The sequence below is a fragment of the Ectothiorhodospira lacustris genome (genome assembly GCF_022227785.1).
GTDB classification, from domain to species: Bacteria; Pseudomonadota; Gammaproteobacteria; order Ectothiorhodospirales; family Ectothiorhodospiraceae; genus Ectothiorhodospira; species Ectothiorhodospira lacustris.
The window spans coordinates 34,439-52,917 of the sequence record NZ_JAJNQM010000014.1 but is presented as its reverse complement, the minus strand read 5'-3'; the positions used below and the strand labels follow the sequence as shown (position 1 = coordinate 52,917).

The 18,479-nt window shown below is 65.7% G+C and carries 13 protein-coding genes and 1 pseudogene; 4 read left to right on the top strand and 10 right to left on the bottom strand.

Annotation, left to right across the window (positions count from 1 at the left end; all coding sequences use genetic code 11):
• Positions 1-308: pseudogene (locus tag LQ952_RS04635) on the top strand (ParA family protein); the annotation flags it as partial.
• 24 nt (positions 309-332) lie between these two features.
• Here LQ952_RS04635 and LQ952_RS04630 read toward each other — a convergent pair.
• Both LQ952_RS04630 and LQ952_RS04625 read right to left on the bottom strand, forming a co-directional pair.
• Positions 333-581 carry a hypothetical protein gene (locus LQ952_RS04630; protein ID WP_238621490.1) on the bottom strand — a complete coding sequence of 83 codons (249 nt, stop codon included), beginning with the start codon at positions 579-581 and terminating at the stop codon, positions 333-335.
• A 7-nt stretch (positions 582-588) separates the two neighbouring features.
• Positions 589-789: a tautomerase family protein gene (locus LQ952_RS04625; protein ID WP_238621489.1), complete on the bottom strand. Its 201-nt coding sequence runs from the start codon at positions 787-789 to the stop codon at positions 589-591.
• Between the two features lie 164 nt (positions 790-953).
• Between LQ952_RS04625 and LQ952_RS04620 the strand changes: the two genes are divergently transcribed.
• Positions 954-1,139, top strand: coding sequence for a PLD nuclease N-terminal domain-containing protein (locus LQ952_RS04620; protein ID WP_238621488.1), 186 nt, complete (start codon positions 954-956; stop codon positions 1,137-1,139).
• A 71-nt stretch (positions 1,140-1,210) separates the two neighbouring features.
• Here the strand turns inward: LQ952_RS04620 and LQ952_RS04615 are convergent, their stop codons facing one another.
• The 3 genes from LQ952_RS04615 to dacB form a co-directional block, all read right to left on the bottom strand.
• Positions 1,211-3,403 (bottom strand): YgiQ family radical SAM protein, encoded by a 2,193-nt coding sequence (locus LQ952_RS04615; protein ID WP_238621487.1) that lies wholly within the window; start codon positions 3,401-3,403, stop codon positions 1,211-1,213.
• Between the two features lie 9 nt (positions 3,404-3,412).
• Positions 3,413-3,688 (bottom strand): late competence development ComFB family protein, encoded by a 276-nt coding sequence (locus tag LQ952_RS04610; protein ID WP_238621486.1) that lies wholly within the window; start codon positions 3,686-3,688, stop codon positions 3,413-3,415.
• Between the two features lie 291 nt (positions 3,689-3,979).
• Positions 3,980-5,422: a D-alanyl-D-alanine carboxypeptidase/D-alanyl-D-alanine endopeptidase gene (dacB, locus tag LQ952_RS04605; protein WP_238621485.1), complete on the bottom strand. Its 1,443-nt coding sequence runs from the start codon at positions 5,420-5,422 to the stop codon at positions 3,980-3,982.
• 411 nt (positions 5,423-5,833) lie between these two features.
• Here dacB and LQ952_RS04600 point away from each other — a divergent pair, with 411 nt between their 5' ends.
• Together LQ952_RS04600 and LQ952_RS04595 are read left to right on the top strand one after the other, a co-directional pair.
• Complete coding sequence (locus LQ952_RS04600; RefSeq protein WP_238621484.1) at positions 5,834-6,118, top strand: 2Fe-2S iron-sulfur cluster-binding protein; 285 nt, start codon at positions 5,834-5,836, stop codon at positions 6,116-6,118.
• 39 nt (positions 6,119-6,157) lie between these two features.
• Positions 6,158-6,514, top strand: coding sequence for a 2Fe-2S iron-sulfur cluster-binding protein (locus LQ952_RS04595; RefSeq protein WP_238621483.1), 357 nt, complete (start codon positions 6,158-6,160; stop codon positions 6,512-6,514).
• Positions 6,515-6,684: 170 nt separating this feature from the next.
• Here the strand turns inward: LQ952_RS04595 and recD are convergent, their stop codons facing one another.
• From recD to accA, 5 genes are all read right to left on the bottom strand, one after another.
• A complete protein-coding gene (recD, locus tag LQ952_RS04590; RefSeq protein ID WP_238621482.1) occupies positions 6,685-8,802 on the bottom strand; it encodes an exodeoxyribonuclease V subunit alpha in 2,118 nt (705 codons plus the stop codon).
• Positions 8,802-12,578, bottom strand: a complete 3,777-nt coding sequence (gene recB / locus LQ952_RS04585) for an exodeoxyribonuclease V subunit beta (protein WP_238621481.1) — start codon at positions 12,576-12,578, stop codon at positions 8,802-8,804. The genes recD and recB overlap by 1 nt, the downstream gene beginning before the upstream one ends.
• 14 nt (positions 12,579-12,592) lie before the next feature.
• Complete coding sequence (gene recC, locus LQ952_RS04580) at positions 12,593-16,060, bottom strand: exodeoxyribonuclease V subunit gamma (RefSeq protein WP_238621493.1); 3,468 nt, start codon at positions 16,058-16,060, stop codon at positions 12,593-12,595.
• A gap of 52 nt (positions 16,061-16,112) precedes the next feature.
• A complete protein-coding gene (tilS, locus tag LQ952_RS04575; protein WP_238621480.1) occupies positions 16,113-17,381 on the bottom strand; it encodes a tRNA lysidine(34) synthetase TilS in 1,269 nt (422 codons plus the stop codon).
• 85 nt (positions 17,382-17,466) lie between these two features.
• A complete protein-coding gene (accA, locus tag LQ952_RS04570) occupies positions 17,467-18,423 on the bottom strand; it encodes an acetyl-CoA carboxylase carboxyl transferase subunit alpha (protein ID WP_238621492.1) in 957 nt (318 codons plus the stop codon).
• Between the last annotated feature and the right edge of the window lie 56 nt (positions 18,424-18,479).

Sequence of the window (18,479 nt, the reverse complement as noted above, 5' to 3'; positions counted from 1 at the left end):
ACGACTTCTCCCGCCGCGCCCTGTACGAGTTGCTGGAAAACGTCCGGGAGATCCAGGAAGACCACAACGACCGGCTACAGGTGGAGGGCATCATCGTCAATCACTTCCAGTCCGGTGCCAACCTGCCGCGGGCGCTGGTGGACGAACTGATCAGCGAGAACCTGCCGGTACTGGCCACCTACCTGTCGGCTTCGGTGAAGATCCGGGAATCCCATCAGCATGCCCGCCCCATGATCCACCTGGCGCCCACCCACAAGCTGACTGCCGAGTACGAGGCCCTGTACCGGCTGCTGAACGGCCACGCCTGAAGGCAGGTCGCGCACCGGGTCACGCTACTTGCGGGACTCTTTGAGGAAGAAGGCCCCCAGGCCGATGAAGATGCCGCCCACCACCAGGGCGGCGGTCCCGCCGATGCCCTGCCCCTCCCCTACGGTGAGACGGCTGATCCAGATCTCGCCCCCCAGCAGGCTGAACAGGCCTACACCGATCAGCAGCAGCCCCACCATCACCAGGCCCATGTCGGTCTTCTTCCGGCGCCCGGGCCCCGGTGTCCTGCCGGGCCGTTTGAACGAGTACTGCATGGCCCGCTCAGCCCTGCTGACGGAGTACGGTCACGGTCTCGCCACCGACACCCCAGTTGTCCGTCTCCACCTCATCGATGACCACCACTGTGGTCTTGGGATTCTTACCCAGGACATCCACCAGCAACTGGGTGGCACCCCGGATCAGTTCGGCCTTCTGTTCGGGGGTGGCGCCTTCACGGGTGATCTTGATATTGACATAAGGCATGGGCGGGGCTCCGTTGCGTCATTTACCAAAGTCCGGTCCCGGGCGAGGATACCGGCTCTGCGCCATGATGCCAATGGCTGCGGGCACTGGCCACAGGGGCAAGGCCGGGGTATGGTGGCGGTGAACGTCGCGTATCCATTCCATCCATGCAAGGGAGGTGTTTCATGGGCTTTGAAGTCACCGGTCTTTTGGGCCTGATTCTGCTGATTGCAGTCATCTGGGCGGTCGTAAGTACCATTCAGAGTCGTGCAGGTACCGGGGCCAAGGTGCTCTGGATCGTCCTGCTCCTGCTGTTGCCGGTCATCGGCTTCATCCTCTGGCTGCTGCTGGGACCCAAGGCGGGGCGTTAGCGCAAAAACCGGGTTAAGCCACGGATACGCCCTTTTCCCCTAAGGGGAGAAGGGCCGGGGATGAGGGGGAATCAGCGCCGCCTGCGGGTACGTGGCCCGGCCACCGCGCCGCGATCCGGAGCAGCCGGACCGCGAGGGGTATTGCGCCGCGACGCAGGGCGCTCGGCGGCCTGCACCGGTCGGCGGCGCCCTTCCCCGGAAACGCCGGTACCCGCCGGCTGGAACCGGGGCACCAGGTGACGCTTGCCGTTGCCGATCAAGTCCGCCCGGCCCATGCGCTGCAGGGCTTCACGCAGCAGCGGCCAGTTTTCCGGATCATGATAGCGCAGGAATGCCTTGTGCAACCGGCGCTGACGCAGCCCCTTGGCGGTCGACACCCGTTCACCGCCCCGGGTCACCGGCTTGAGCGGGTCCCGCTCGGCGTGATACATGGCGGTGGCCAAGGCCATGGGACCGGGCAGAAAGGCCTGAACCTGATCCAGACGAAAGCCGTTGTGCTTGAGCCACAGGGCCAGGTGCAACATGTCCTCATCGGTCGTGCCCGGGTGGGCGGCGATAAAATACGGCACCAGATACTGTTCCTTGCCCGCCTCGCGGCTGAAGCGCTCGAACAGCTCGCGGAACCGCTCATAGACCTCGATGCTCGGCTTCATCATCCGTGACAACGGACCCGGCTGGGTATGTTCCGGGGCGATCTTCAGATATCCCCCCACGTGGTGGGTCACCAGTTCGCGGATGTATTCCTTCGACTCCAGGGCAAGGTCATAACGCAGTCCCGAGGCAATCAGCACCTTCTTCACCCCGGGACGCTTGCGGATGCGACGATACAACCGGATCAGCGGCCCGTGATCGGTATCCAGATTGCGACAGATGCGGGGATGGACACAGGACAGACGACGGCAACGAGCCTCGATGACCTTGTCCTTGCACCCGAGCTGGTACATGTTGGCCGTCGGTCCGCCCAGGTCGGAGATGATCCCGGTGAATCCCTCCACCTTGTCCCGAATCTCGTCCACCTCCCGCTCGATGGAGTCCTCGGAACGGGACTGGATGATGCGCCCTTCATGCTCGGTGATGGAACAGAAGGTGCAGCCGCCGAAGCAACCGCGCATGATGTTCACCGAGAACCGGATCATCTCCCAGGCTGGGATGCGTGCCTCCCGGTAGGCCGGATGGGGCGCGCGGGCAAAGGGCAGATCGAACAGCTGGTCCAGTTCGATGGTGCTCAAGGGAACCGGCGGCGGATTGATCCACAGGTCCTTGTCTCCATGCCCCTGCACCAGGGCCCGGGCGTTGCCCGGATTGGTCTCCAGATGGATCAGGCGCGAGGCGTGGGCATAGAGCACCGGGTCATCCTGCACCGTATCGCAGTCCGGCAGACGGATCACGGTCCGTTCCCGGGGATGGGCCGCCAGGGCGCGCCGCTGGACACGAATCACCTGGGTGCCCGCGGCCTTGCCCCAGGCCACGGCCTGACCCGGGCCGCACTGCTCCGGGATCTCCTCGCAGTAGGGGTCCCGATGCCGCTGGACCGGCCCGGGCCGGTCCACCAGGGTGGAGTCCAGCACATGCCAGTCTCCGGGCGGGGTATCCAGCAAAAAGGCCGTGCCGCGCAGATCCTTCATGTCCCGAGGATGCTCACCCTTGGCGATGCGATGGGCCGCCTCGACCAGGGCCCGCTCCCCGTTGCCGTAGATGAGCAGGTCGGCCCGGGAGTCCAGCAATACGGAACGGCGGACCTTGTCGGACCAGTAGTCGTAGTGGGCCACCCGTCGCAGACTGGCCTCGATCCCGCCGATGATCACGGGCACGTCGCGAAAGGCCTCCCGCACCCGCTGGCTGTAGACGATCACCGCCCGGTCCGGGCGCCGGCCGCCCGCGTCGTCGGGGCTGTAGGCATCGTTACTGCGCAGGCGGCGGTCTGCGGTGTAACGGTTCACCATGGAGTCCATGTTGCCTGCGGTCACACCGAAGAACAGATTAGGCCGGCCCAGGGCCTGAAAAGGCTCAGGAGAACGCCAGTCGGGCTGGGCAATGACCCCCACCCGGAAACCCTGGGCTTCCAGCAGGCGGCCGATGATGGCCACCCCGAAGCTCGGATGATCGATATAGGCATCACCGGTGACCAGGATCACGTCGCAGCTGTCCCAGCCCAGCTGATCCATCTCATGCCGGGACATGGGTAGAAAAGGAGCGACACCGAAACGGGCAGCCCAGTAGGGGCGGTGGGAAAACAGCGGTCTGAATACGGAAGCGGCGTTCATCAAGGATAGTCAGGTTTCGCGCAATTCCCGGCGCCGGTGGGTAGTACGAAAGGCATAGTCTACGGCCTCGTTGACCTGGCGGTTGATCAGTTCCCAGTCCTCGTCGGTCAGGCGAGTGGTCAGATCCACGGAAAATCTCAGGTAGCGGGGCGGCAGGCGGTTGAGTGCCACGCAGGCCAAGTCATCCATATGTACGGTATCCAGCGGGTCACCGGACTCCAACAAGACATGCCGGATACGGTCATATACCAGGTGTTCATAATAGTTCTGAATGCCGCCGATCATTGGGAGTTCCTCCAGAAACACAACCAGGCATGGGGCGAACCGGTATCCGCCGGTTAACCGGATAGTATCGCAGCTTCAACGGCGTAGATATCGTCCCGTGCACGCGCCCATCCCAAGGATGCTCTGAATGCGTCATTCACGGGCAAGGGGAATCCGGGCCAGGGTCACGATGCGTGATGCCCTCATCGACGTCATTCCCGCGCAAGCGGGAATCCAGGGGCGATCACGGGCTGCAAATCCTGGACTCCCGCCTTCGCGGGAGTGACGAAATGGGGCTTGTTCAGCGTTTCACTAACCTTGACGATACGCCCAGCGCAGCAGAGCATCCTGGATCTCAAGACCGGCCCAGCGATGAGCATTGGGATGATTGATCAGCACCACCACCACCAGATCGCGACCGCCGGCGGTGCGCACATACCCCGCCACGGAGGACACACCGTTGATATAACCGGTCTTCAGGTGCATCCGCCCCGCCTCCGGCTGACCCACAAACCGGCGCCGCAGGGTGCCGTCCATGCCCGACAGCGCCAAAGACGAGACATACTCCGGCATGTAAGGGCTCTTGCGCCCGGCCATGAGTACTGCCGCCAGCTGATGGGCCGTGATCCGGTTGGTGCGGGAGAGACCGGCGGCGTTGTCCAGGATCAATCCGCGGGTGTCGATCCCCTCCCGCTGCAGGACCGCGAGGATGGCGGCATAGCCCTTTTCCAAGGTCGCGGGACTGCCGTACATCTGCGCACCCAGGGCCAGCTTCATGTGGCGGGTCATAACGTTGTTGCTATGCTTATTCACCGGACGGATCAGATCCCCCAGCGTAGGCGACCGATGCACCACTCGGGGGCGAGCCGTGGGATCAGGGATACGGCCCAGCCGCCAGCCACCGTCCAGTACGCCCCCCCACTGTCCCCACAGTTCCGTGAAAAGGCTATAGGCGTATTCTTCCGGCGGCAGGGCGGTGCGCAGCAGGCTCACATCTTCACACCCCCTGGGAAACTCCCCTTCCAGCAGCACCCGGGGCACCGGCTGTTCCCGGGCCACATGAAAGCCCACTCCCTGGGGAAAACTACCGCAGGACTGCCCACCCAGATGCAGACGATTGTCTAGGCGCAGATCCGCCAGGGGTGGATCCACTGCCACCTGTACGGAAAGCCCGTCCTCGGCGGGACGAAACTGGAAGCTGATGGCATTGAAGTTCATCAGCAGGGCATGGGGCGGCTGGTTGTAGGCCCGGAAGGGCTGGCCGTCGAAGGCGCCGGGATCTTCCCGGGGGATGTCGAAATGACTCAGGTCGAAGACCAGATCGCCCTGGATACGCTGGATACCGGTACGCCGCAGGGTGCCGGCCATCTTCCAGACTTCCTCCGCCACCAGGAAGGGATCCCCCCCGCCGCGGATGTAGAGATCCCCTTGCAGGGTGCCGTTGACTACCGGGGCAAAGGTATGGATTTCCGTCTGCCAGGTATGGGCCGGGCCCAGCACCTCCAGGGCCGCAAAGGTGGTCACCAGCTTGATCGCCGAGGCGGGATTGCGCGGCACCTCCGCCCGGTGCGCCAGCAGCGGTGCGCTTCCTGCCACCGGCTGCACGAGGACGCTGATGCCCTCGGCGGGAATCCGGTACTGCTCCAGCAGACGCTGCACCTGGGGCGGAAGCGACTGGGCCGTCGCCTCCGCCATCATGAACAGACACAGACACAGACACAGACACAGGGATACCAGGACACGGGCAAGCGACATGGTGGAAGATCTTCGGTGCAGGGGAGGGAACATGAGCCGAAGCGTATATGGACTGTCTTGTGCAGTGCAACTACATCTCCTCCTCCCCACTCCCCACCCCCATCGTCACTCCCGCGAAAGCGGGAGCCCAGGGGATAAACCGCGACTGGATTCCCGCCTGCGCGGGAATGACAGCAATAACTGGATTCCCCCCTGCGCGGGAATGACGGGTTCAGAACACTGACAAACACCCAGGTTGTCTTGAAGCTCACATACACCGGGCCTTGCACGGGCTCACCAAAAAAACATAACACATTGAAAATGAATGAAAATAATAAACAAGATACAACAATCAAACCACGGTACGAATATTGCTTCAACCCGGCTGCGAGTGATTCGCCATGACATGACGACAATTGAGGAGAATGCACCGTGGCCAAGGCCAAACTGACGTTCAAGGATATCAATCTCACCGTGAATGCCCCGGTCGGGGTGCGGGTGATCGAGATATCGGAAAAGGTGGGCTCAGGGATCATCTACGGTTGCCGCGAAGGCGACTGCGGCACCTGTCTGATGGAAGTGGAGGAAGGCTGGAACAATCTGACCGAGCCCTCCGTGGTGGAGCACAAAGTACTGCGGGAAAACAACGCCGGCCGGCATCAGCGGTTGGCCTGCCAGACCCAGGTGCTCGGCGACGCCACCGTGCGCCCGGTCTGACCCCGGATTCCGTTCCACTTTTCTGAGGAGATCTCATCCATGCCCAACATCACCTTTACCCATCCGGATTACAAGGACAAGACCGTGTACGCGGTCGCCGGAAGCCATACGGAAACCATTTTGAAAATTGCCCGAGAAAACAAGCTGCCCATCAACTTCGACTGCCAGGACGGCGAATGCGGGACCTGTCTGGTCAAGGTCACGCATCTGGACAAGAAGACACCCAAGGGAGGACCGCTGACCGCCAAGGAACAGACGGTACTGCAGCAGCTTGGCAAACTCAGCAATGATGACATCGAGAAAATGTCCGTGGATGACATCCCCTCCCAGTGGCGGCTGGCCTGCCAGATGATCGTCAGGGATGAGGACCTGCTGGTGGAATACGGCGTCAGCTAAAGGGATTATTCACAAGCCCCGGGGATTTTTCCGGGGCTTCCCCTTTGTCAAGACTTGACATTAACGACACCTACGGAAATGCTAACTGCTTGAGTCGTTTCAATTTCCACGCTGATCATTTTCTGGCCAATCTGTTTTGAACCCATGCCCTGACGGGGGTTTTGACGGGTTCATGACATCCTTTCCACAGAGTTTTCCACAGGTTTTGTGGATAGCAGCGCGGCCCTCAGACCACTGCTTCTGAGCACCCGACGCTTCACGCCCGTTTCCAGAATCCCCGCCCTGGGCATCAGCAGGCTGAACCAACGGCTGGCCCGGGTGACGGCAGTGTAGATCAGTTCCCGGGTCAGGATCGGGCTGGGGGCGTCCGGCAGAACCAGGGCGGTGTGGCGGAATTCGGAGCCCTGGGATTTGTGGACCGTCATGGCGAACACGGTTTCCACCCGGCTCAGGCGGCTGGGCAGGATCCACCGTACCCGAGCGCTACCGTCCGCCGCCGGAAAGGCAACCCGCAACACCCGCCCACCCGGGGCCTCCGGGTCGGGCATGGACAGGGTGATGCCCATATCCCCGTTCATCAGCCCCAGATCGTAATCATTGCCGGTGACGATCACCGGCCGTCCGGGATACCAGACCCCTTCCGGCGCCAGCAAACCCGCCCTGCCCAGGGCCTGGGCGATACGCTGATTCATCTGCTCCACGCCCCAAGGCCCGCCGCGGACCACACACAGGCACTGAAAACCACCCTGGGCGCTCAGGATGCGTCTGGCCCAGTCATCCACCGCCTCACGGCAGGCCCCGTTTCCAGGATCGGACGCGCGCATCACCGAAAGATAATGGGCGTGGCCGTGGGGCCGCCCCTCCCGCCCTGCCGGAGCATCCTGGAACAGGCGCCCTCCCCCCATGATCAGCACCTGCTCCAGGGCCTTGTCACCGCTGCCCTGCAACAGGACCCGGGCCAGGTCCGGCAGTAGGTCCCTGCCCTCCCAGACCGCCGCGACCTGGGCCGGATCCCCCGCGTTCACCGCCCGGGCCAGACGCCCGATGCCGCTGTCGGCACCGAAGCGATGGCTCTGTCTGAGCATGATGATGTGCTGATCCAGAGGCTGCCCGCCGGTGTCCAGCCCTGAAGACGGCAGTGATTCCCCGCTGACCCCGTGCAACCAGTCCCGGGTCTGCAGCCGGTAATGGCCGCCGTCTGCCCGGGCACAGAGTTCCCCCAATACCGCCCCCGCCTCCACCGAGGCCAGCTGATCCTTGTCCCCCAGCAGGATCAGACGCGCCTCCGGCGGCAGGGCCTGCACCAACTGGGCCATCAGTTCCAGATCGATCATGGAGGCCTCATCCACCACCACCAGATCCACCGGCAGGGGATTGCGGGCATGATGGCGGAAATGCCGGCTGTTGGGTCGGCTGCCCAGCAACCGGTGGACCGTGGTCACCTGGGTGGGGATGGCGACGCGGATGCGGTGGCCCAGATCGTCGTCCGGCAGGGAGAGTTCCCCCACCTTGCCGGCCACAGAGCTGTTGAGCCGCGCCGCCGCCTTGCCCGTGGGGGCGGCCATGCGGATACGCAGAGGGGGGCGGTCCGTCCCCGCCGACAGATGCAGCGCCTGCAGCAGGGCCAGCAGGCGCACCACAGTGGTGGTCTTGCCGGTGCCCGGCCCACCGGTGATGACCGCGAAGGACCCGCCCACAGCCAGGGCGCAGGCGATGCGTTGCCAGTCGGGCTCGTCGGGGCGCACCGGGCCGAAGAGTCGGTCCAGCCAGTGACGCATGGCCTTGCTGGACAGCCCCTGCCGCAGGACCGCCCCCTGGTGCAAGCGCTCGCGGATGGCTCGGCCGATACATTGCTCGTACTGCCAGTAGCGCCGCAGGTAAAGACGCTGACCGGACAGCACCAGCGGAGTGGTGCCCAGGCCCTCCCCCACCAGCGCCGGGGCCTGCGCCAGGGCCTGATGCAGAGTCGGCAGATCCAGCCCCGCCAGGCACCAGGAAGGACGCGGAGGCGGCAGCAGCCCGGCGTCCGATTCCGGCGGCAGGGACAGGCTCAGGTCCGGATCCGCCAGGAGGACCGGCAGATCCAGGCAGACATGGCCCCGGCCCAGCTGGTGGCTGGCCAGAGCCGCCAGCAGCAGCACCAGCGGTGGCGTATCCGGGGCCTGTTCCTGCAGGAAGGCGGCCAGTGCCCGATCCAGGGGCCGCAGCCACCCCCGTTCGGTCCATTGGTCGAGCAATGTCCGCAACGACGGCCAACGGGTCAGCCATGTATCCGGCGTGATGGGCATCAGATCTGCTCCCGCTGGGCAAAGAGTCCGTCCAGGGCGTGCATGAAACCGGCGCCGGGGCGTTCGAAATGAATCCCGCCGCCATCAAGATCCAGCCCCCGCAGGAAGAAGATCAGGGCACCGCCCATGTGTCGTTCGTAGTCGTAGTCCGGCAATCTCGCCCGCAGCAGTCGATGGAGGGCCAGGCAATAGAGGCTGTACTGGAGGTCATAACGGCGGGCGACAACCGCCGTGACCAGGGCTTCGGCCCGGTAGGCACCGGGCATATCCCCCAGCCAGTTGGACTTGTAGTCGGCCACGTAATAGCGCCCCTGGTGTTCGAACACCAGGTCGATGAAACCCATCATCATGCCGTTGAGGGTATCCGGCAGCAGGGCCGGCCGGGGCCGGCCGTCCAGGGTATGGGCGGTCACCAGCCGGTCCAGGGTCAGGGTGTCCACGTGTCCGGCCTGGAACCAGAAATCCATCTCCGCCTGACAGGTGGCGAGCCGCCCCAAGACCAGGGGCGTGCCGCCCCCCTCCCAGTGCAGGGGCATCTGCAGCAGGGCCTGCAGCCACTGGTAAAGTGGATCGATCCAGTGGTCCCAGCCACGGTGATGACAGCGCCGGGCCACCAGCTCCCGCAAGGGCGACGGATCCCGGGCCAGTGTCTCGAACCCGGCGCGGGCCATCCATTCCAGCAGACCGTGAAGAAAGGTGCCGGGTTCGGGGCCGCGGGGGAAATCCGCCGGTGGCGCAACCACGAGGGATGCGGATTGCGCGGTGGAGGATGCATCGGGCGATGGGAACGCAGCAGGCTGCGTCCCCGCATCGTCGACGGCCTCCCGCAGACGCTCTTCCTGGGCCGATTCCGGATCGGGCCGCTGAGCCGCCGGATGGTCCCGACCGACCGCTCTCAGGGCGCTGTAGCTGGCAATCCACCAGTGTTCACGGGCCGGCCGCAGAGGACGACGGGCCAGGCCATATGACGCCGTTGGCGGTGTCTGTCCCGGGATGCAGGGACCGGTCTCCGGCTCCGGCGGGGCGGGTATGACCTGAATCACCGGATCGATGGATGGACAATGGGTCACAGCGAGCGCGGAAGGCGGCGGGGCATCGGCGCACAGGGCATCGGCGCACAGGGCATCGAGCCGCTCGCGCAGCGCTGCCGGCGAGATGGGCTTGCCGCCCCCCAGCAGGCTGCCCAGGGCGCTGCGATGAAAACCGCCGTCCTTACTGCGGTCCTTGACCGAGGCCACCCCGAGCCAGCAAGCATGGCAGGCCCGGGTCATCGCCACATAGAGCAGACGCACATCCTCCGCCAGCCGGGCCTCATCGGCCCGTGCTTGATCGTCCTCGTCGGGGGTGAAGCTGACGACGCGCTGCCCCGTCCCATCCCGATAGATCAGGGGCGGTTTACCCCCATTCCCGGGCCGATAGCCGGCGATGAAGGGCAGGAACACCAGGGGGTACTGCAGCCCCTTGGACTTGTGGATGGTGACCACCTTCACCAGGTCCTCATCGCTTTCCAGACGCAGGATCTGTTCATCACCGGCCTGGCGCGCCGCCTGACGGTGCTCCACCAGGTGGCGGATCAGGGCATGTTCCCCCTCCAGTTCCGTGGCAGCCGACTGCAGCAACTCGCTCAGGTGCAGCAGGTTGGTGAGCCGCCGTTCGCCGAAGGGCCGGCCGAACAATCGCCGGGGCAGTTCGAAATCATGCATCAGGTGCCGCAGCATGGGCAGCACACCCTGGTTACGCCAGCACCGGCGATAGCCGCGGAACTGCTCCACCATGCGCTCCCAGTGCAGCTCATCCTGATTGAGGGCTTCCAGCGCCGAAAAGGACAGGTCCAACACCGGGGTGGCCAGGGCCGCCCGCAACAGGCGGTCGGATTCCGGCTCCGCACAGGCCCGCAACCAACGTAGCAAATCGTCCGCCTCCGGGCTGAGATAGACCGACTCCCGGTCCGAGAGATAGACGCTGCGGATCTGCTGGGCGCGCAGGGCCGCCTGGATCCCATGGGCCTCCCCCCGGTCCCGCACCAGCACCGCCATATCCCGGGGCTTGAGGGGGGTGAAAATGGGGTTGTCCGGGTCTGAAGGGTCGATAAAGCCGGCCCGGCCGGCGCGAGCGGCCGCCAGCAGATCCGCCATTGCCCCGGCGCAACGCACCGCCATGGTGTCGATATAGGCCTGCCTGCCCAAAGGATTATCCCCTTCCAGATGCCACAGGGTCAGGGCCGGCTGAGGCCGGCCATCCACCTGCAGGGCCGTTTCGTGCCCGCGGGCCTGGACCGGCAGGAAAGGCACCGGGTTATCCGATGTCGGGCCGGGGCGGAACAGGAACGCCCCCCGGGGATGCTGCCGTTCACCCAGGGCAAACAGCCGGTTGAACCCCGCCACCGCCGCCACGGTGGAACGGAAGTTGACACCCAGAGTGTAGTGGCGTCCGTGGGTGGCCAGACGGGCCTTCAGGTAGGTATGGATGTCGGCGCCGCGAAAGGCATAGATGGACTGCTTGGGATCACCGATGAGGAATAGCCCCGCGTCCGGGGTACCCGCCTCCAGGTCGTATACCCGCTCAAAGATGCGGTACTGAACCGGATCCGTATCCTGGAACTCATCAATCAGGGCCACCGGGAACTGGCGCCGCAAAGTGTCGGCCAGGCGGTCACCGCCGGCCCCCTCCAGGGCATCCCGCAGACGGGTGAGCAGGTCATCAAAGCCCAGTTGGGCCAGCCGTCCCTGGGCCTGGCGGAACCGGTGGTGAACCCAGGCCGCCGCGTGACCGAGGACCTCGGCCCCCAGATCCCGATCCAGATCGTGGGCCTGTTCCAGCAGGCCAAAAGCCGGATGCAGGTCATCGGGCAGGTTGCCTCCCTTTTTGAGCCTGGCAGCCATACCGGACCGGCTGAGCTGCTCCAGCGGATCCTGGCTGCCGGGGGGATCCGGACGGATCCGGGCCGGGTCCAGCGCCCATTGCCGCATGCACGCCAGCAGACGTTCGGGATTGCGGTATTTGTTGCCGTTGAGCACCGGCAACAGGCCCTGGCGGAACTGATCCGCCAGGGCATCGAACTCATCCCGCCAGGGGGCCTTGAGGCGTTCCAACAGGGCCACCCGCGCCGCCAGGATCCCGTCCAGGCAACCCGGCTCATCCTGCGGGGGATCTCCCGCCAACAGTCTCAAGAGAATGGGCCGAAGTGCCTCGGGCCCATCGCCCAGGACATTGCGCAGCAGACCCAGGCCGACCGGCTCCCGGGGATAGACCACGGTGCGCCAGTAATCCCGCACCGCCTCGGCCAGCAGTTCAGCCTGGTCCGTCGCCAGGTTCTGGGTGAACAGGCTGCCGCTGTCGAAGGCGTGTTCCCGCAATACCCGGTAACACCAGCTGTGGATGGTGGATACCGCCGCCTCATCCATCCACTGGGCTGCCTGCTCCAGACGCCGGGCGGCCAGGGCGCGCCCGGCGGCGTCGGGATGATCCGCCAGCAGGGCCGACAGAAAGGGATCCAGCGACCGCTCGGCGGGATCACGGAAGACCCGGGCCGCTTCCATCAGGCGGGCATGAATCCGTTCCCGCAGTTCCTTGGTGGCGGCCTCGGTAAAGGTAACCACCAGGATACGAGGCGGCAGCAGGGGCTCGGGGAAGGCGTTGTCCGCCCCATGGCCCAGCACCAGCCGCACGTAGAGGGCGGCAATGGTGAAGGTCTTGCCGGTACCGGCACTGGCCTCGATCAGACGACTGCCGTGGAGGGGGAAACGCAAGGGGTCCAGAACCTGGGCGTGGGGCATAGGGCGCCTTCTCCTCAATCCTTGTCCAGCAGGTAGGCAGCTCGGCTCAGGGGGCCGTAGAGGTCCCTGGCCCAGGCGGCAAAATCCGGCTGGGCCAGCAGTGACCGGGTATCCGGCCAGGCCCGGGCCAGCCAGGGATCCTGGTCCACCGCCCCGCCCCTGAACCCGTCCCCTGCGTGGACCTGGGTCAGGACATCTTCCGGATCCTTGCCATCCCGGTCGAGGGCATCCAGCCAGGCACTGCTGCCCCGGCAGTAGGCCGGCAGGGGGCGGGTCATCCCCGTTGCCCAGGCCTGCAGCAGGGTACGCAGGTGATCCCGGGCCTCTGCCGTCGGCAACGGGTCCATGCACAGGGTATCGTCCAGCCCCACCAGCATCGTGCGCAGGCTGAGACCCTGGGCATGGGCCATCAGGTGCTGGACCCAGGCCAGGCAGGCCTTGTCCAGGCGCTTGAAGGGGTTGATCTTTGCCCGCAGGGTGCCGGTCCGATAGTGCAGATGGACCCTCTCTCCGGCTTCATCCAGCCGCAGCCGGGGTAGCCAGCCTTCCACCACCCAGCCGTCGTGCTCGAACCGTAGCAATTCGGCCCGCGGCAGCCGCCGCGGACAGGTGCGGACGGCCTCCTGCCAGGCCATGACCAGATTCATGGCCTCGGCCCTGAGGGCGGCGCCCTGCTGCCGCCCGATCTCCCCCAGAGGCAGCCGTCCACTGCGCTGCCAGCCGGTCAGGGCCGCCTCCAGGCGTTCGGTGCTCTGTTCCGGGTCTTCATTGTCCGCCAGGGCCGCCCCCAGCAGATGATCCAGGGCCTGCCAGCGGTCCAGGCCATCCAGGGTGAAAGGCTCCTGGTCCTCGCCGGCGGCCGGAGCCGCATCCAAATGGACCTTGAGGCGGCGCTGGAAGAAGCTGCGTACCGGGTCCTTGAGAAAAGCCGCCAGGTCTTCGGCGGTCAGTGCCTCCTCCGGCACCGGGGGGGAGAGGGCTTCCTGCCCGTGGGGATGCCGCTGTTCGCGGGCAGAGTCTGCGCCCGTGGAGATGGCGTACAGGGCTTCCCACTCCCGGGCATAAGTGAACAGTCTGTCGTCATCCCCCTGGAAATACGCCCGTCCAAAGGGCTGCAGCGGGTATGCCGTGGTCAGGGCTTGGAGCAGGTCCTCTCCATCCCCTCCCCCCTGCGGGCGCCAGCCGGCGGCCAGGTGATCTCGCAACTGGCTCACCAGTACCGACGGCGGCAATGGGGCATTGTCGCGGATGCCCCGCCCCACCCAGCTGATGTAGAGATGCGCCCGGGCCGACAGCAGGGCCTCCAGGAACAGGTAACGGTCATCCTCTCGGCGCGAACGGTCGCCGGGCCGATGCTCTCCGGCCATGAGGTCAAAGTCCATGGGGGTATGACGGCGGGGATAGTCACCGTCGTTCATGCCCAGCAGGCAGACCACCCGGTAAGGGATGGCGCGCATCGGCATGAGGGTGCAGAGGGTCACCGCCCCCGACAGGAATCGCTGGGACAGGTGGGATTCATCCAGGGCACTGAGCCAGTGTTCCCGCACCACAGTGAGCGGCAAGCACTCCGCCATACCGGCAGCCTGGCAAAGGGCCTCCCAGTGCTCCAAGGCCTCGTCCATGCGCCGGAGCATGAGCTGTTCACGCTCGTCAACGGGAGCGAAGAAGGTCTGCACCAGGGTGCGCAAGCGCGCCCCCCAGCCGGCGGGTGTAGCCGGCTCGGAGAGCCCCTGCCAAGTCTGGTCCAGGGCCTCCAGCAGGGTGTGGAGAGGGCCGATGAGGGCGGCATCCAGACCGCTGATCTCGTCGTAGGGCTCGATGTCTTGCCAAGGGCCGGGATTACCCACGGCATAGCCCAGGAGCATGCGCCGCAGGCCGAAACGCCAGGTGTTCTGTTCCAGCCCTGGCGGCAGGGACAGGGCGGCCCGCTGCCGGGCATCCATGCCCCAGCGGATGCCTGCCCCTTCGATCCAGGCCCGCAGACGAGGCAGATCGCCCGGATCGATATCGAAGCGGTTGCGCAGGGCCGGCAGATCCAGCAGATCCAGCAGTTCGCTCACCGACAGGCGGGACTCGGGCAGGCGCAGGAGTTGTTCCAGCACCACCAGCAGGGGATCACGGCCCCGCCGGGCCTGGTCGGAGAAGCAGAACGGGATGTGGCGCGGATCCTCCGGGCGGGTCTGGCCGAACACCGCCTGGACATGAGGGGCATAACGGTCCACATCCGGCACCATGATGATGACGTCCCGGGGGCGCAGATCGGGATCCCGGGAAAACCGCGCCAGCAACTGATCATGCAGGATCTCCACTTCCCGCTGGGGACTGTGGGCCACGTGGAAACGGATGGAGTCGTCCCGGGCCGAGTCCACCAGGGGCCAATGGTCGCGGGTCTCGTTCAGGGGGCGCAGATCGAGGATATCGTCCTGGAGTTGCTGCAGCAGGGTGCGGCCCCCTTGGGGTTCGAACAGATCGATGCGCTGCCAGGGCAGTGACTCCAGCAGACGCCGGTAGTGACTGGGATCATCGTGCTCGTCCAACAGGCGGATGTAGTCCCGCCCCTGCTTACCCCAGGCCGCCAGCAGCGGATGGGCGTGGTTGTGCAGGTCTTCCTCGGCGATGACCTCGGGCATGCCGGCCTTGGGGGACTGACGGCGGCGCCGGGCACGCAGCAAATCCTTGTCGCTGATGATGTCGGCCCAGTAATGCCGGCAGGGATTGTGGACGCACAGCAACACCTGGCTGAAGCGGGCCAGTCCCTCCAAAGCTTCCAGGGTCTGGGCCGGCAAGGAGGAGATGCCGAACACGATCACCCGCCGAGGCAGCCCGGGGGGGCCGGCTTCCTGGCTGCGGACCCGTTCCATGAAACGGGCGTGAACCCCAGCACGACTCAGACTGCGGGCATCGGGGGGCATGTCCCCGATCAGGGCGCGCCACAGGGCCGGCTGCCAGCGGCTTTCTTCCGTATCCAGGGGCCGCAGCACGCCTCGGGGATCACGCACCTGATCCCTCCCCTCGGCCCAGTCGACCAGCCAGTCGGCCCGGTAGACCTGATACTGGTCCAGCAGGTCTGCCAGGCGCAGGGCGAGCTGGTGGCGTTTGCGCAGGTCCGCATCGTCGGTCAGGAACCGGCGCAGGGGGGCGAAGGCGGTCTGTTCCAGACACTCGGGCAACAGGCGCATGAGCCGCCAGGTGAGCGGGTCCTTGGCGAAGGGGGATTCGGTGGGCACGGCCTCGGGGCCAAGGACGGCCCGGTAGGCATTCCAGAGGAAACGGGCCGGCAACTGCACATCCAGGGCGGCGGCGATGCCGAGACCGCTTTCGGGGCCTTCCGGGTCCATCGCCAGGGCCAGCTTTAGCCACTGGGCGATACCGTTGCTCTGGACCAGGATGGTCTCGTTCTCCAGCGGCGCCGGGGGGTGGCGGCGCATCCATTCCACGGCCAGGGCGCGCAGATCTTCCAGACGATTGCCGTGGACCACCATGAAACCAGGGGAGATGGGGGCTGCGGTCAAGGCGAGACTCCGTTGCCGTGGTTCAGTCCTGGGGTCCGGGCAGCATACCCCAGACCGCCACCAGTTGCTCATCGACATGAATCAGCGGCAACCGATCACGCTCCCAGGGCGGGATGCCCGCTTCTTGGAGCAGCTTCTTCAGTGAACGGGTCTCTCCGCGCCACCGGATCACCTCCCCACCCCGCCGAAAACCCACCGTCAACGGCACCGTCAGGATGGACGGATCCAATCCCCAGATAGACTGCAGGACGGCGGGATCGAGGGTGATGCCCAGCTCGGGCAGCTGCAGCGGCGCGGTGGGCGTCCACTGCCACACCTGCCCCACATCCACAGGCACCAGCGGCCGCATGGCATGAAGATCATCCCGGTAACGGCGCACCTCGGCCCCCGCCCAGGCCACCCGGGGACAGGCATCGGGACCGGCCTTGAGCATCTGTTCGATCAGGCTCTCCAGTCGGGCCCGGCCCGGCATGGGCAGACCCTTGTCCTGTAACCACCCCCGCAGGGCGTTGCGCAGCCGGGGACGGCGCAGCCCGGCCAGACCGACCACCGAGAGCGTGCCCGACGCGCGCCCCCTTACCTGCTCCAGGTCTTCCCTGGCCCGCTCGGCCAGCAGATCCTGTGCCTCCGCCTGCAGCATGGCGGCCCGGGACAGGGTGACATCCACGGACGGCCAGCGTGCCCGCAACCGGGGCATGACCGCCTGGCGGAGCAGATTGCGGTCAAACCGCGGATCCGTGTTGCTGTCATCTTCCACCCAGACCAAACCTGCCTTGCGGGCATGATCGGCCAGGGTATCCCGGTCCAGATCCAGCAGGGGACGGGCCTGCCAGCCGGGACCAAAGGGCTTGAGTCGCGGCATGGCGGCCAAGCCGGCGGGACCGGCCCCACGTAGGAGTTGCAGCAACAGGGTCTCGGCCTGGTCGCGGCGGTGATGGGCGGTGAGCAGGACCTCGCCGGACTGCATGACGGCGGCGATGGCCCGATAGCGGGCCGCCCGGGCCGCGGCTTCCGGACTCTCACCGGCGGCGGGACCGGCATCCACCCCCAGGACCTGCAGGGGGATGCCCAGATCACGACAGAGGGATTCGCAGTGGGCCTGCCACTGATCGGCGTGGGGACTCAGGCCGTGGTGGACATGGACGGCGATCAGAGGGGGAAAGGCCTGCGACCGGACAAGGCCATGGAGGCCATGGAGCAGGACATGGGAGTCCAGGCCCCCGCTCAGGCCGATCAGCCAGCGGGGGGCCGGCGGCAAGCGTTGCAGGGCGGCGGCGAGGGTGTCCAGCATGGGAGAATCGGTTTCAACGGTAGGCGGGCACTGTGCCGGCCCCCATCCCTCTCCCTTCGGGAGAGGGATGGGGGCCGGAAGGGCACTATTCCTTCACTTGCCCGTATTTCATGATCCGCTCGTAGCGGCGGGCCACCAGGGCATTGATGTCCATGCATTGCAGCTCATCCAGGCCTTCCAGCAGGTTGGCCCGGAAGGTATCGGCCATGGCCGCCGTGTCGCGGTGGGCACCACCCAAGGGTTCGGGGAGGATCGCATCGATCAGACCCAGTTCCTTGAGACGGCCGGAGGTGATGCCCATGGCCTCGGCGGCATCGGCGGCCTTCTCCGCACTCTTCCAGAGGATGGAGGCGCAGCCCTCCGGCGAGATCACCGAATAGGTGCCGTACTGAAGCATCTGCACCTTGTCACCCACGCCAATGGCCAAAGCACCACCGGACCCGCCCTCACCGATCACGGTGCAGATGACGGGCGTGCGCAGCTTGGACATCTCCAGCAGGTTACGGGCAATGGCCTCGCTCTGGCCGCGCTCCTCCGCACCCACGCCGGGATAGGCGCCGGGGGTGTCGATGAAGGTGAAGATGGGCAGGGAGAACCGCTCGGCCATGTGCATCAGTCGCAGGGCCTTGCGGTAGCCCTCGGGCCGGGGCATACCGAAGTTGCGATGGATCTTTTCCTTAGTGTCGCGCCCCTTCTGATGCCCGATGACCATCACCGGACGCCCCTCAAACCGGGCCACGCCGCCGACGATGGCCGGATCATCCGCAAATGCGCGGTCGCCGTGCAATTCCTCAAAGTCCGTGAACAGGTGGGCGATATAGTCCAGGGTGTAGGGACGTCGGGGATGTCGCGCCAGCTGCGAGATCTGCCAGGGGCTGAGCTTGGCGAAGATGGACTCGGTCAGACTCTTGCACTTGGACTCGAGACGGGTGATCTCGTCCTGGATGTTGACCTCGGCGTCATCACTGACATAACGAAGCTCTTCGATCTTGGCTTCCAGTTCGGCGATCGGTTGCTCAAATTCAAGGAAATCCGGATTCATCGGCGGGGTCTGGGTCGGTTGGGAAAGGGCCATTCTACACGGCCGGCGGTGTGGGT

Excerpts from the sequence above, each read along its gene's own strand:
- LQ952_RS04630 (WP_238621490.1), bottom strand. The coding sequence starts at position 581 with ATGCAGTACTCGTTCAAACGGCCCGGCAGGACACCGGGGCCCGGGCGC.
- LQ952_RS04625 (WP_238621489.1), bottom strand. The coding sequence starts at position 789 with ATGCCTTATGTCAATATCAAGATCACCCGTGAAGGCGCCACCCCCGAA.
- LQ952_RS04620 (WP_238621488.1), top strand. The coding sequence starts at position 954 with ATGGGCTTTGAAGTCACCGGTCTTTTGGGCCTGATTCTGCTGATTGCA.
- LQ952_RS04615 (WP_238621487.1), bottom strand. The coding sequence starts at position 3,403 with ATGAACGCCGCTTCCGTATTCAGACCGCTGTTTTCCCACCGCCCCTAC.
- LQ952_RS04610 (WP_238621486.1), bottom strand. The coding sequence starts at position 3,688 with ATGATCGGCGGCATTCAGAACTATTATGAACACCTGGTATATGACCGT.
- dacB (WP_238621485.1), bottom strand. The coding sequence starts at position 5,422 with ATGTCGCTTGCCCGTGTCCTGGTATCCCTGTGTCTGTGTCTGTGTCTG.
- LQ952_RS04595 (WP_238621483.1), top strand. The coding sequence starts at position 6,158 with ATGCCCAACATCACCTTTACCCATCCGGATTACAAGGACAAGACCGTG.
- recD (WP_238621482.1), bottom strand. The coding sequence starts at position 8,802 with ATGCCCATCACGCCGGATACATGGCTGACCCGTTGGCCGTCGTTGCGG.
- recB (WP_238621481.1), bottom strand. The coding sequence starts at position 12,578 with ATGCCCCACGCCCAGGTTCTGGACCCCTTGCGTTTCCCCCTCCACGGC.
- recC (WP_238621493.1), bottom strand. The coding sequence starts at position 16,060 with ATGGTGGTCCACGGCAATCGTCTGGAAGATCTGCGCGCCCTGGCCGTG.
- tilS (WP_238621480.1), bottom strand. The coding sequence starts at position 17,381 with ATGCTGGACACCCTCGCCGCCGCCCTGCAACGCTTGCCGCCGGCCCCC.
- accA (WP_238621492.1), bottom strand. The coding sequence starts at position 18,423 with ATGAATCCGGATTTCCTTGAATTTGAGCAACCGATCGCCGAACTGGAA.